The following is a 12,397-nucleotide window of genomic DNA, read 5'->3' as shown; positions in this document are numbered from 1 at the left end:
TCAATTTCTAACTTAGAGATTCCTTAGTTCGCGACGTAAGATTTTCCCAACATTGGACTTGGGAAGTTGATGCACAAAGATGATCCTTCTAGGCCTCTTAAAGCTGGTGAGATGCTCTTTGCAGTACTGCATCACATCCGACTCACTTAAGTGGTGGTTGTCTTTGACGATATAGGCTTTCACAATCTCGCCTAGCTTGCGATGAGGTGCGCCAATAACGCCACACTCTCGAATACCAGGCATGCCTGTAAGCACATCCTCCACATCATTCGGAAATACTTTAAATCCCGCCACTACTATCATGTCTTTCTTACGATCGACAATTTGTATGAACCCCTCTGGGGTAATGAGTCCTATATCACCTGATTTAAAGTAGCCATCGGCTGTCATAGAGTGGCGCGTCTCTTCTGGCTTATTCCAATAGCAGGCCATGACCTGAGGGCCTTTAATTGCTATTTCGCCAGGAGTGCCTTGTGGTAACTCAACTTCATCATCGTCCAAAATCACAATGTCAGTACTTGGCATCGGCACGCCAATATGGCCAGTGAAATGCTTTTCTAGTGGGCTATTTACACAAACGACAGGCGATGTTTCCGATAATCCATAGCCCTGAGCTATAGGAACACCAGTTAAAGCCTGCCAATGATCAGCGGTAGTTTTATGAACTGCCATCCCCCCGCCAATAGTGATCATTAAGTTCGGAAGTTTTACTTGTTTAAATTCTGGCCGATGTACAAGCGCATGAAATAAGGTATTCACGCCAGGGAAAATATTAATTCCCGGATGTTTTTTTAATAACTTAATAAAGCCATCAATGTCCCGAGGATTTGCAACCAAAACCAATAAAGCGCCTTGTGAAATTCCTAACAGTGCACATGCTGTCAATGCAAAAATATGAGTCATTGGCAGAGCACATAGAAACTGCAATTGTTGATGACTTTGATGCTTGAGGCCAGGTCTAAGCCACGTTTCAATTTGTAAGACATTAGAAAGAATATTTCGGTGTAATAAGACAGCCGCTTTAGAGACACCCGTAGTACCGCCGGTGTACTGCAAAAAAGCAATATCGTTTAAGCCAATCTGGGGTTGCACAAACTGATGCTGACTGCCAATCTTTAAAGCTTCTTTCAGGTGGATGCATGGAAAACTCCATTCTGGAATGAGGTGCTTAATATTGCGTGCAACCCAGTTCACAATGACACCCTTAAGACCCAAAAGCTCTCCGGGGCTACTAACAAGCACCTTCTTTAAAGTAACCTGCTCGGCAATTTGTTCATAAGTAGCCGCAAAGTTCTCCATCAACACTAGAACAGAAGCACCACTATCTAAAAGTTGAGATTCCAGCTCTCTAGAGGTATAAAGTGGGTTGATATTGACGACCACATACCCTGCGCGCAAGGTACCAATCATGGCCACCAGATACTCAATGACATTTGGGTACATGAGCGCAACCCGTGCACCCTTCTCAAGTTCTAGAGTTTGCAAATACGCTGCAAAGTTTAGTGATAAACGATCCAGTTCGCGATAGGAAAAGTACGTTCCCATTGCCTCAACTGCTTTACGATTTTCGAAATGCCCAAAGCATTCTGTCAGAAAATCTGCTACGGAAGCATGACTGAGCGGACCAATCTCGCTTGGTACTCCTTCTGGATAGTTCTGATGCCAAGACCTAGAGGGATTCATATACATGCAGAGTCATTAACTGAGCAGCTGCTTTAGCTCTTGTAAAAAGAGTTCCTGACCATGGTGAGCCCTCTCCTGCCAATCATTGCCAGAATTCTCATTAGCATCATCAGTAATGTATTTATAAGATTGCCAAGGTATGTCATGATTGCTGGCAACAAAAGCGATTGCAAATAACTCCATATCGACTACATCAACCCCCTTACTGAACAACCAGGGGTCAGTCGTAGTCACAAAGCTATCCCCCGACCCACAGACAAATTGACCGGATGAAATATATTCAGACGGTCTATTGCAGAATGGAGTTTGCCCCCTTGGAGCAAGGGGCTCTGTAATCATGTCGCGCTGGATCACCTTACCTATCTCTAGCAAACCATTTACTTGGGTATTAATCTTGCCTGCAGTTCCAAAATTAATAATGCGTGCAGGCTTATGCTCATGAATTGCCTTCACACTAGCAATAGTGGCATTAATTTTGCCTACACCTGAGTAGACTAGCCTCACACCCGATGGCAATGCATCGCGCTTGAGCTCGGTTTCTAATGCAGTGATAATAAGTAATTCTGTTGTCATGGTTACCAATAATGAATTTATTAGATTATCTACCTGGTGTGCCGGATTTTCCAAAGCCTGGAATTCTCTTTAGAGATATCTCCCCTTTGTTAGCCAATCCTGCAGCATTTAAAGAGACCATAGCCCAATTAGATGCCCTGGCAAAGACATTTGACTATACCCATATTCTAGGCATTGAGTCCAGAGGCTTTATATTTGGGTCTGCGCTCGCTCACCATGCCCATAAAGGCTTTGCGATTGCCCGAAAGCCCAATAAGTTGCCATTGGCAAGTCACCGAGAGCAATACGGCTTAGAGTACGGATCAGACTCATTAGAGATCCAACAGTCCACTCTTCCCACAAATGCAAAGGTACTTTTGATTGATGATGTATTGGCAACTGGCGGCACATTGATCGCAGCTGATAAATTGCTTCGCAGTGCCGGCTTTCAGGTTAGCGGCGCCATCACTTTGCTAGAGATTGCCGTACTAAACGGTAGCGAGCAATTAGAGAAAAACCACATTCACCATAAATCGGTATTACGTAGTTAAGGCTTGACGACTGAAAACTAGACTCGCTTTTTAACGCCTTTAAGAACTTTTACTGCACCCCATCCCAAAGCAAGAGTCTTACTCGCTAGTTTTGGCTTATAGTGCGCCAAAGCTGCAAATGCACTTGTCCAAAGTAGCGGGTTGCTTTTCAGAAAATGGATAGCATCAATACCCTTATCAGCCCACGACAGAGGCTTTTCCCACGGCTCAAAGTGTTCAGCAAATGCCTTACGCTCATGGGCGCATTGCGATTGAAGCAATTTACGGCGCTCTTCAAGCTCCTTTAAGGTCTGACTCATTTATCGAGTGCTTCTCTATCTTTAGCGAATTCGGCAATGGATGCCTCAAACAGTTTTGGCATTGTGCGTAAGGATTGAACAATGAGCAAAGACATGATCAGCCCCACAGATATAAAACCAATAGACAGGATGCTCAATGCAAGCATGCGATCAGTTTCCCAGCTATAAATAACTATCAGCAATGAAAACATCACTAAGCCAAAAAATAAAAAGAATAACGCGCAAACAATCATTACCATCAAGCGAATGATCTTGCTTCTATGAATTTGCACATCAACAGAAAGAAGTTCTAAACGTGATTGCGCAATAGACGCGCCAGTGGCTGCCAGACTTTTAATTGAAGAAAGTAAATTTTCTTGTGACATAAGGTCCTAGCGACGACGCATAAAAAGACCAAGCAATAGACCGACGCCTGCTGCTACCCCAACAGCTTCCCAGGGGTTACGGTGAACAAAGTCATCAGCACCATCAGCAACTTCTCTTGCCTTATCGGCTAACTTACCCTCAACCCCTGACAAACTTGCCTTGGCATTTGTAAGCGTTTCTAGGGCTTTATTGCGTATTGAGTTTAGAGTTTCACCAGGATGGTCTTCTGTAGCCTTAATTAAGGCTTCTGCGTCAGCCATTAAAGACTTAAATTCACCAATAAGCTGATCTGCACCTGCAGATACCTTATTCATTGCAGCATGCTCGACTTCTTCTAAATGCTCAGATTTTTTAGTGGTCATCAGATTTATTCCTTTATGGATGTTTCTATTCTAAGCACTTCTGCGCTCCGATCCCAGCAATAAGACCGTCATTCCAGCATTGCCACCCTTAAAATGCTTCAAATATCTTTTTAAACCGGGTCGTCGCTCTAGAAGGAGTCGATATTCAGAGCTGCCAAACGGTACCTGCTCCCCAAAATAGTACTCTTCAACTCTATCAGCAAATCGATTGTGCTCAAGAGCATCATGAATAGCCCATTTAATTCGGCCACCCTCACCGCTTGACCCATACCCGTGTATCAAGACGATAGCCTTAATTCCTAATTCCTGAAAATGCCTGATATTTTCCGTTAAACGATCAAGAGCCTCCTCAACTGTTGGGGCCCCGTGTTTAATGTTGAGCTCGACCGTATCCCCACTCAAGATTGGTGGAGTCGCACTTCCACAATGCGGACATTCATTAAATAATGTTCGCGTATTTCCGCAGTCGGGGCACTCAGCAATATGAATCATGAGACCCCGTTACTTGAATAAATTAATGGTTAAGAACAGTACTTACCCTCTAAAGCTGAAACATCAGCTGTTTTGTCATCAACCATTTGATTCATGGTCTTTTGAGCCATATCACGGTTTTCTTGAGTCTTCAGGTGATGATTGATGAGTGTTGCTACATCCTTACGAATCGAAGTATTGCCATAACGCAAACCCTTCAATGTTGACACTGCCTCAGCCGATATCTTGCACTGCTGATTAACTAAAGCGGAGGAATCTGAAGTGGTGTTTGCGTACGCAAATGCTGCAACAGAAATAGTGGCAACTGCTAATAGAGTTTTTTTCATCTTAATTCCTTATCTTATGACCACACGTTGGACAACAACCTTTGTCTTTTGCCTTCGTTTTTCTGAGGGCTGCATACACACTGGATTCTGAAATCTCCATCTTCCGAGCGGCTTGAGCTGCGCTCATGCCCTTGCCTATCCAATCCAAGGCTTGATGTGTTTTTGGTATTTGTCGCTTCATTTCATCTCCCAGTGACAACACTATATCACAACTTCTGTAGTTGTGAAGTTGTGAATAATAGTAAATTTATTGCGATAAACCCTAATAAGAAATCAGGGAAAAAATCGGCTTCAGACTAGGCTGGGCCCTGGTTTTGGGACAAAGATGAGGTTTACAGCCGGACGATAGTATTATTTGAGGATCTAAGGAGCCCACTATGTACCGCATTGCTTTATTAATAGCACTCAGTTTTGGCCTAGTCGCCTGTAACCAAAATGACAAAAAAATTAGCTCATGGGAAGTGAATGACGTTTATCACGCCACTGTTATCACGCCCAATACATCAACAGGAACAAAGACTTATGCAGGCCCTCCGATTAACACGGAAGATGGAAACAATACCTATGAGATGTTTAACCTCAAAACAGAAAAAACGAGCCAAGGTGTAAGTTCCTATCAACTGCTTGTACAGCTTACCTATTTTTCTAAATGGCGTTATTACAATGCGGCAACTTTAAACAACAATCCAGCCACCACCTTTAGTGTAGTCGGTCGAGAAGCTGGTGGATGTGAAGCTAGAGGCTGCATCTTTAGGGAATTACTCTCTATTCAGCTACCAGCGGACTTCGTAAAAAGTCATAAAGACAAGGGATTCCAAATCAGCATCTCTTCTCAATCTGGAATCACAAGCGACTTGTATGTTCCACCTCAATATCTACAAGGCTATCTAAAAGCTGTAGAGGGCTCAAATAACTAATAGCCCGGGAAGGCCTACCGTATTAGCTTTGGTGGGATGTGTCTTTTAAATTGTGCAAATGAAAAAACCGCCCGAAGGCGGTTTTTTTGATACTGAAAAACTAATTAAGCAGTTTTGCGTGCTTTAGCAGCTGGCTTTGCAACTGCGTATTGACCACCTTGAATGTTAGCCAATGCAGCATCAACACTTTTCTCAAAGTTAGCGAAAGCATCAGTAGCTGTAGCGCGAACTTGGTCAAACTGTTGAAGTGAAGATTCAAATGCTGTTTTGAATGCAGAAACAAAAGCTTCTGAACCAGCTGGAGCAGTCTTAGTAGCTTCTTTAACGAACTTAACTAAGTCATCACGAGCGTCATCGATAGAAGCATCGATTACTTGAGCAACTTCTTTGTTACCGTTACGAACTACTTTATTAACTTTAGCTTGGTAAGCAGCAGCATACTTAGCAGCTTCTTGAGCAACTTCAGGCTGAGCTAATTTAGATAACTGTTGTGGATCCTTGATAGCCAACAATTGTGAGCTTGCATCTTGAGCTGCAGCCAAAGCATCTTTAGCAGCAGCTTGGTTGATTTCAGCTAATTCTTGTGCACTTTCAACAGCTACTTGAGCCAAGTGTTTTGCGTTCTCTACAGCTTTAGCTTGAGCTTGAGCGATCTGGTCATTTAATTGGTTTTGAAACATGATGATTTTTCCTAACTTAAGTAAATTGGTTATATTTTGTTGCGATGCACCATTGTAAAAAATATTTTGTTGTGGTGCAACATTTATTTGTTGCAAAGCAACAAATAAGCGCTAAAAAACTTCTAATTCAGTATAAGTACCTGTTTTAATTGAATATTATTATTTATAAAAAGCAGAACGGTACTAGGGTTTTTATATAAAAAAGCAAATTATTGGGGTCCGGAAGGGAATTTGGACGCCTTTAGAGGGGGCTTGCTGATTTCATTTGCGTAAATCGTCTACATAAGCTGGTGCTGGATGCAAGTCACATGAAAGCCCTGCTTTAGCAATTTGCCCTGGTACATCATGACGGACAATCATCGGTAGCTCACGAGCTAGCTGTAGCAATCTTGGGATATTGATTCCGGTGTCATAACCCATTTCATCGAGCATATGAATGGCATCCTCGCTGGAGATATTGCCACTTGCTCCAGGAGCATATGGACAGCCTCCTAATCCACCAAGAGATCCATCAAAACGAGTAATGCCCGACTGAACAGCCGCTAATAAATTCGCTAAACCCATCCCACGCGTATTGTGGAAATGGAGTGTGAGCTGTAAGTTGGTAAAACGTTTTTGCAAAGACTCTGCCATCTTGGAAACCTGTGCTGGATTGGCCATTCCCGTTGTGTCGCAAATAGTGACGCCGCGAACTCCTAGATCGGCGAACCGTTGTACATAATCCTCAACCACCTCTTGAGGAACATCACCCTCCATTGGGCAGCCAAATGCAGTTGATAGAGAAACGTTGATGGGTACTTTTCCATCAACATATTGAATCACTTTAGCGAGACCAAAAAAACTCTTCTCTCTGCCCATCCGTAGATTGGCTAAGTTATGTGTTTCGGATGTCGACATCACGAGATTAAATTCATCTGCACGAGATTCAAACGCCCTCTCGGCTCCACGTAGATTAGGCACTAAAACAGTATATTCAACGCCAGGGACTCGTTTAATCTTCCCCATCACCTCTTCTGCATCACGCAGCATTGGAATCGCCTTGGGGGAGGTAAATGAAGTCACCTCTATTTTTGCGAAACCGCATTGGCTCAGTTCGTCAACCAACTTAATTTTGTCTTCAGTAGGTATAAAGTTTGGCTCAATCTGAAAGCCATCCCTACACACCACATCATTAAAATAAATTCTGCTCATGTATTTACCCTGCCTACTTAGTAAAGGCGACACCGCGCTCTTTTAATGAAGCGACCTGTGACTCGCTCAAACCAATGCTTTTGAGAATTTCATCGGTATTCTCACCAATTTGAGGGGCTAGTGTCTTAATGGATCCCGGGGTGCGAGATAGCTTAGGTATTACACCTGGAACATCTAGGGTAGACCCGTCAGCCATTTTGATGCTTTGAATATTTTCTCTAGCCCTGTAATGTGGGTCATTGGCAATATCGACCACTGTATAGATACGTCCTGCTGGAACTGCTACTGAATCTAACGCTGCCAATACTTTGTCAGTATTCAGTAATTTAGCCCACTCACCAATCGCTTGATCTAACTCAGCAACCCGTTTAACGCGTCCATCATTATTTTCTAGCTCAGGATCACTACTTAAGTCTTCTCGGCCTATTACCGTCATTAAGCGCTTGAAAATACTATCGCCATTACCAGCAATCAATACGTATCCACCATCACTACAGAGATAGGCATTCGTTGGGGCGATGCCGGGCAACGCGCTACCCGCAGCTTGTCGCACCTCACCAAATGCACTGTATTCCGGTAATAGACTTTCCATACAATTAAAGACTGCTTCATATAAAGCGATATCAATAATCTGGCCCTTGCCGCTTTGGTGTCGCTCTTGAAGCGCAAGTAATATACCAATTACTCCATGCAGTGATGCCAGAGTATCGCCAATACTGATTCCTACACGCACTGGCACGCGTCCCGGCTCGGCAGTTAAGTGGCGTAAGCCACCCATCGCCTCAGCTACCACTCCAAATCCAGGCTTGTCACGATACGGGCCAGTTTGACCGTAGCCACTAATTCGTAAAACAATTAACTTGGGATTGAGTTCGAGTAACTTTTCTGGATCAAGGCCCCATCCCTCTAAAGTGCCTGGGCGAAAATTTTCAATTAAGACATCAGCTTCTTTTAAAAGAGTTCGCACAATATCTTGTGCTTCGGCTTGTTTTAAATCTAAAGAGAGTGAACGTTTATTGCGTGACTGAACTTGCCACCAAATTGAAGTTCCATCTTTAAGAAGACGCCACTTACGCAAGGCATCGCCTACCTTAGGCGGCTCTATCTTGATGACATCAGCACCAAAATCTGCCAGCGTCTTGGCTGCAAAGGGACCGGCGATAAGCTGCCCCATTTCAACTACCTTCAGATTAAATAATGGCTCCATATCACCCTTTTAAGTAGCTTTTAGATAGCTAAATCTTTTGAATTCGTACCGTTCATTAATACGTGAAGGGTAAAGCCATTATCCATAAGTATGCCTATTGGGACTTGGGTACTGTTGTCTGCGGACTAGGAGCAGGTGCAACTGACGGAGTGCTGGGTGCTTGTGGTATAGCTATCTGACTTGGTGGAGGTAAAGAGCCATTAGCGGTTAACAAAATCACTTGATCTACTAAGTCATTCTTATCGTAGCTCACTTCATAAGCAACTAAATTACCATCGGCAATTGTCTCTACTGGTGTAGTGATGACCTCTGCAATACCTAGGGTGAAGACATCAGCTACCCCTTCTGCGAAAGCACGTCCAGCTTTGGCACCACCGCTATAACCCTGAGTAAAGCGATAGATGTCATATTTTTTTCCATCCCGAATTTCTGTAGATGTTGGCTGACCAAACTCTGCAACTAAAAAACTTTTCGGTGTACCTATTTTAAATAGATCAACATTCTTTTCAGAGGGTTGGTGTGCAGCCATATATACGGAGCAGCCACTCAACATCAGGAAAAAGAAAAATATTAAACCTAATTTTGCAAACTTCATTCTGCGCCTCATATTTTTATTTAATTTTTATCGCGTACCCGATCAATTAAACCTTGATATCTTTTTTCTTGGTGCGGTTCTCAAAGAAGGTTTCAATTTCGACATAAAAGACGGGAACTAATGCGACTGCTAGGCAGGTAGAGGCAATCATGCCGCTAAATACGGTAATTCCAAGCGATATACGAGCTGCAGCGCCAGCACCACTAGAAAATATTAACGGCATGACACCCAAAATAAAGGCGATAGAGGTCATGACAATTGCCCTAAATCGAACCTTAGATGCTTCCAAAGCAGATTCAACAAAGCTCATTCCCTTATGTTTGCACTCCAGAGCAACCTCAACAATCAAAATGGAATTCTTACAGGAAAGCGCAATCATCAAGACCAAACCAATTTGTACATAAATATTGTTTGGTAAACCAGTCAGGGCAAGCGCCAGTACCGGACCCGACAATGATAGGGGAACAGCCGTCAGCACCGATAATGGGGCAACCCAAGTTTCATACTGAGCTGCTAGAACCAGGTATACCAATAAGATGGATAGTCCGAAGATCAAGACAATGGTGTTGCCCACTAACTTTTCTTGATAGGACATGCCTTCCCACTGAAAAGCGACGCCATCTGGCAAGGTTTGTGTAGCCAGGTTTTCTAGCACTTGCATCACCTGACCTGAGCTATAGCCATCACTAGCGGCCCCCAAAATGGCAGCGGATGGATATAACTGGAACTGGTTTACAAAGGATGGTCCATTAACTTCTTTGATGTCAATAAAAGATCCTAGGGGAACCATTCCACCAGTCTTATTTCTGACATACAACCGACTGATCTGATCGGGAGTCATCCGGTACTTACCATCAGCCTGGACATACACCTGATATGTTTGTCCGTATTTGAAAAATTGATTGACGTAGGTCGACCCAACATAGGACTGCAATACCTCATATGCATCCCCAATCGCCACGCCAACAGTTTCGGCGCGAGCGACATTGAATGTGAGTTGGAGTTGAGGGACATCGTTTTGAAATGGTGTAAAGATCATCATGACCTCTGGATGCTTTTGGGCTTCACTGATAAATTGTGATGTAGCCGCTTCTAATTTTGCAAAATTATTACTGCCATCAGTAAGCATGAGTCTCATTGAAAAGCCACCGGATAAGCCGAGACCTGGTATGGCAGGTGGTAAAAGTACAAAAGACTTGAGTTCTTGCACCTGCTTCAGACGTTCATTCATCGCTATATAAACATCACGCAAGCCCTCACCTCTGCCGCGCACATCCCATGGTTTCAGGATGACATATAAGCCGCCAGTATTCGATTGGATGCTACTGTTATTAATAAGGTTAATGCCGCCAATGACAACCACCCTATCTACGCCAGGTATCTCTCGCAATACATCCACTGCTTTTTTCATTCCCTCCTCTGTTCTCTGCAAAGATGAAGCATCAGGTAAGGTAACCGAAACAAGCAGATAGCCCTGATCCTCATTCGGAATAAATCCCGAGGGAATCATAGCCAGGCCAATGAGAGATGCAGCAATAATAGAAACTCCAAATGCAATGGCTTTGGGCCGATTATTCATCAGCTTATGAATTTGATGTTCATACCAGCTGGAGAGGCGATCAAAATACTGATCAAACTTTTGATAGAACTGATTCTTTACTGCATTTGGATCAATGGGTCTAAGATAAGTCGCGGCTTGTGTTGGTTTTAAAGTAATTGCATTGATACCGCTAATTAATGCGGTAGCTGCAATGACCAAGGCAAATTGCCGATACATTTGACCGGTAACACCAGAGATAAAAGAGGCAGGCAAAAAGACGGCCATTAATACAAGGGTAATGCCGATAATAGGCCCCATTAATTGCGTCATGGCGTCGATTGCACCCTGCTTAGGATCCTCACCCTCTTCCACCTTCTTGGAAACCGCCTCGACCACCACAATTGCATCATCGACAACAATACCAATACACAACACAATCGCAAACAAGGTGATAAGGTTGATCGTGAAACCCAATGCAGCCATGCAGGCAAAAGCACCAATAATTGTCACGGGCACTGTAGTAGCGGGTACTAAGGTAGCGCGCCAGTTTTGTAAGAAAACAATAATGACAAATAAAACCAAGATACCGGCTTCATAGAGGGTTTTGTACACCTCATGAATAGATGCCTGCACAAACATGGTGGTATCAAATGGAATTTCCCAAGCAACCTCCTTGGGAAGTGTCTTGGTGATTTTTTCCATTTCTTGACGAACTGCTTGAGCCACAGCTAACGCATTAGCACCCGGCATTTGATAAATTGCAATGCCGCCCGCAGCCTTGTCATTAATTTTAAAGAATTGACTGTAATTTTGGCTGCCCATCTGAATTCTGGCGACATCCCGCAAATAGGTAATATCGGATTTAGTTCCAGTCTTAACAACAATGTTGCCGAACTGCTCTGGCGTGGTCATTGCGCTCGTAACATTGAGCGTTAATTGGAAATCTTGCCCAAGTGGTGTTGGGGGCGCCCCTATTTGACCAGACGTAAGCAATACGTTTTGTTTATTAATGACCGCGATCACATCGCTTGGCATTAGATTACGCATCTTCAGCTGTGCAGGATCGAGCCAAATCCGCATACTGTAATTTCCCACGCCAAATACATTGGCTGCCGCCACGCCCGGTATTCGAGCTAAACGTTGTTGTAACTTCAGGTTTGCGAGATTACTTAAAAACAATCCATCGTGATCAGGGTTTGTTGAGGTTAGCGTCACAAATTGCAAAATAGCCGTGGACTGGGTTTTAGTTGTGACACCCTGCTTTTGTACCGCCTGGGGTAAAGCCGGCAATGCAATCGCCACCCTGTTCTGAACGTTCACTTGTGCCAACTCAGGATCTGTACCAACCTGAAACGTGACCGTTAGCGTGTAATTACCACTATCGGTAGAAGATGACTCCATGTAAAGCATGCCATCCACCCCATTAACCTGGGTTTCAATATTGCTTGCTACTAACTGCTGTACTAGAGTAGCGCTTGCACCTGGATAGCTAGTGGTGACCTGAATTGTTGGGGGTACGATATTGGGGTATTGTGAAATCGGCAAACCAAAAATACAGACGCCCCCAATGAGCACCATGATCAAGGCGATCACATTGGCAAGTACTGGCCGTTCGATAAAAAATTTAGAGAGCATG

Annotated in this window: 14 protein-coding genes; 2 read left to right on the top strand and 12 right to left on the bottom strand. The window is 43.7% G+C overall.

Annotated features, from left to right (window positions below; all coding sequences use genetic code 11):
- Nucleotides 1-12: 12 nt before the first annotated feature.
- The gene (locus tag PNUC_RS04595; RefSeq protein WP_011902724.1) at nucleotides 13-1,689 is read right to left on the bottom strand and encodes an AMP-binding protein; all 1,677 of its coding nucleotides are present in this window, start codon (nucleotides 1,687-1,689) and stop codon (nucleotides 13-15) included.
- 9 nt (nucleotides 1,690-1,698) lie between these two features.
- Nucleotides 1,699-2,256 (bottom strand): phosphorylase family protein, encoded by a 558-nt coding sequence (locus PNUC_RS04590; protein ID WP_011902723.1) that lies wholly within the window; start codon nucleotides 2,254-2,256, stop codon nucleotides 1,699-1,701.
- A gap of 11 nt (nucleotides 2,257-2,267) precedes the next feature.
- On the opposite strand from PNUC_RS04590, the gene PNUC_RS04585 reads away from it, so the two are divergent.
- The gene (locus tag PNUC_RS04585; RefSeq protein ID WP_011902722.1) at nucleotides 2,268-2,786 is read left to right on the top strand and encodes an adenine phosphoribosyltransferase; all 519 of its coding nucleotides are present in this window, start codon (nucleotides 2,268-2,270) and stop codon (nucleotides 2,784-2,786) included.
- Between the two features lie 17 nt (nucleotides 2,787-2,803).
- On the opposite strand, the gene PNUC_RS04580 is transcribed toward PNUC_RS04585, so the two are convergent.
- From PNUC_RS04580 to PNUC_RS04560, 5 genes are read right to left on the bottom strand one after another with little or no spacing between them, the layout of a single operon-like run.
- Nucleotides 2,804-3,085 carry a YqjK family protein gene (locus tag PNUC_RS04580; RefSeq protein ID WP_011902721.1) on the bottom strand — a complete coding sequence of 94 codons (282 nt, stop codon included), beginning with the start codon at nucleotides 3,083-3,085 and terminating at the stop codon, nucleotides 2,804-2,806.
- Nucleotides 3,082-3,450 (bottom strand): phage holin family protein, encoded by a 369-nt coding sequence (locus PNUC_RS04575; protein WP_011902720.1) that lies wholly within the window; start codon nucleotides 3,448-3,450, stop codon nucleotides 3,082-3,084. Before PNUC_RS04575 ends, PNUC_RS04580 begins: the two co-directional genes overlap by 4 nt.
- Nucleotides 3,451-3,456: 6 nt before the next feature.
- A complete protein-coding gene (locus PNUC_RS04570) occupies nucleotides 3,457-3,813 on the bottom strand; it encodes a DUF883 family protein (RefSeq protein ID WP_011902719.1) in 357 nt (118 codons plus the stop codon).
- A gap of 30 nt (nucleotides 3,814-3,843) precedes the next feature.
- A complete protein-coding gene (locus tag PNUC_RS04565; protein ID WP_011902718.1) occupies nucleotides 3,844-4,305 on the bottom strand; it encodes a Smr/MutS family protein in 462 nt (153 codons plus the stop codon).
- Between the two features lie 29 nt (nucleotides 4,306-4,334).
- Nucleotides 4,335-4,631, bottom strand: a complete 297-nt coding sequence (locus PNUC_RS04560; protein ID WP_011902717.1) for a hypothetical protein — start codon at nucleotides 4,629-4,631, stop codon at nucleotides 4,335-4,337.
- A 377-nt stretch (nucleotides 4,632-5,008) separates the two neighbouring features.
- Between PNUC_RS04560 and PNUC_RS04550 the strand changes: the two genes are divergently transcribed.
- A complete protein-coding gene (locus PNUC_RS04550; RefSeq protein WP_011902716.1) occupies nucleotides 5,009-5,548 on the top strand; it encodes a hypothetical protein in 540 nt (179 codons plus the stop codon).
- Nucleotides 5,549-5,652: 104 nt separating this feature from the next.
- On the opposite strand, the gene PNUC_RS04545 is transcribed toward PNUC_RS04550, so the two are convergent.
- From PNUC_RS04545 to PNUC_RS04525, 5 genes are all read right to left on the bottom strand, one after another.
- Nucleotides 5,653-6,228: a phasin family protein gene (locus tag PNUC_RS04545; RefSeq protein ID WP_011902715.1), complete on the bottom strand. Its 576-nt coding sequence runs from the start codon at nucleotides 6,226-6,228 to the stop codon at nucleotides 5,653-5,655.
- Between the two features lie 261 nt (nucleotides 6,229-6,489).
- On the bottom strand, nucleotides 6,490-7,419 hold the full coding sequence (locus PNUC_RS04540) for a hydroxymethylglutaryl-CoA lyase (protein ID WP_011902714.1): 930 nt from the start codon (nucleotides 7,417-7,419) through the stop codon (nucleotides 6,490-6,492).
- A gap of 13 nt (nucleotides 7,420-7,432) precedes the next feature.
- On the bottom strand, nucleotides 7,433-8,626 hold the full coding sequence (locus PNUC_RS04535; protein WP_011902713.1) for a CaiB/BaiF CoA transferase family protein: 1,194 nt from the start codon (nucleotides 8,624-8,626) through the stop codon (nucleotides 7,433-7,435).
- 94 nt (nucleotides 8,627-8,720) lie between these two features.
- Nucleotides 8,721-9,221, bottom strand: coding sequence for a hypothetical protein (locus tag PNUC_RS04530; RefSeq protein ID WP_174249831.1), 501 nt, complete (start codon nucleotides 9,219-9,221; stop codon nucleotides 8,721-8,723).
- 46 nt (nucleotides 9,222-9,267) lie between these two features.
- The gene (locus PNUC_RS04525) at nucleotides 9,268-12,396 is read right to left on the bottom strand and encodes an efflux RND transporter permease subunit (protein WP_011902711.1); all 3,129 of its coding nucleotides are present in this window, start codon (nucleotides 12,394-12,396) and stop codon (nucleotides 9,268-9,270) included.
- Nucleotide 12,397: the final 1 nt, after the last annotated feature.

This window comes from Polynucleobacter asymbioticus QLW-P1DMWA-1 (assembly GCF_000016345.1).
Taxonomy (GTDB): domain Bacteria; phylum Pseudomonadota; class Gammaproteobacteria; order Burkholderiales; family Burkholderiaceae; genus Polynucleobacter; species Polynucleobacter asymbioticus.
Note: the sequence above shows the minus strand (reverse complement) of the source record. Positions and strands in the feature narration are given on the sequence as shown.

Bases quoted from the DNA above. Each gene is read 5' to 3' on its own strand.
- PNUC_RS04595 (WP_011902724.1), bottom strand. From the start codon at position 1,689: ATGTATATGAATCCCTCTAGGTCTTGGCATCAGAACTATCCAGAAGGA.
- PNUC_RS04590 (WP_011902723.1), bottom strand. From the start codon at position 2,256: ATGACAACAGAATTACTTATTATCACTGCATTAGAAACCGAGCTCAAG.
- PNUC_RS04585 (WP_011902722.1), top strand. From the start codon at position 2,268: ATGAATTTATTAGATTATCTACCTGGTGTGCCGGATTTTCCAAAGCCT.
- PNUC_RS04580 (WP_011902721.1), bottom strand. From the start codon at position 3,085: ATGAGTCAGACCTTAAAGGAGCTTGAAGAGCGCCGTAAATTGCTTCAA.
- PNUC_RS04575 (WP_011902720.1), bottom strand. From the start codon at position 3,450: ATGTCACAAGAAAATTTACTTTCTTCAATTAAAAGTCTGGCAGCCACT.
- PNUC_RS04570 (WP_011902719.1), bottom strand. From the start codon at position 3,813: ATGACCACTAAAAAATCTGAGCATTTAGAAGAAGTCGAGCATGCTGCA.
- PNUC_RS04565 (WP_011902718.1), bottom strand. From the start codon at position 4,305: ATGATTCATATTGCTGAGTGCCCCGACTGCGGAAATACGCGAACATTA.
- PNUC_RS04560 (WP_011902717.1), bottom strand. From the start codon at position 4,631: ATGAAAAAAACTCTATTAGCAGTTGCCACTATTTCTGTTGCAGCATTT.
- PNUC_RS04550 (WP_011902716.1), top strand. From the start codon at position 5,009: ATGTACCGCATTGCTTTATTAATAGCACTCAGTTTTGGCCTAGTCGCC.
- PNUC_RS04545 (WP_011902715.1), bottom strand. From the start codon at position 6,228: ATGTTTCAAAACCAATTAAATGACCAGATCGCTCAAGCTCAAGCTAAA.
- PNUC_RS04540 (WP_011902714.1), bottom strand. From the start codon at position 7,419: ATGAGCAGAATTTATTTTAATGATGTGGTGTGTAGGGATGGCTTTCAG.
- PNUC_RS04535 (WP_011902713.1), bottom strand. From the start codon at position 8,626: ATGGAGCCATTATTTAATCTGAAGGTAGTTGAAATGGGGCAGCTTATC.
- PNUC_RS04530 (WP_174249831.1), bottom strand. From the start codon at position 9,221: ATGAAGTTTGCAAAATTAGGTTTAATATTTTTCTTTTTCCTGATGTTG.
- PNUC_RS04525 (WP_011902711.1), bottom strand. From the start codon at position 12,396: ATGCTCTCTAAATTTTTTATCGAACGGCCAGTACTTGCCAATGTGATC.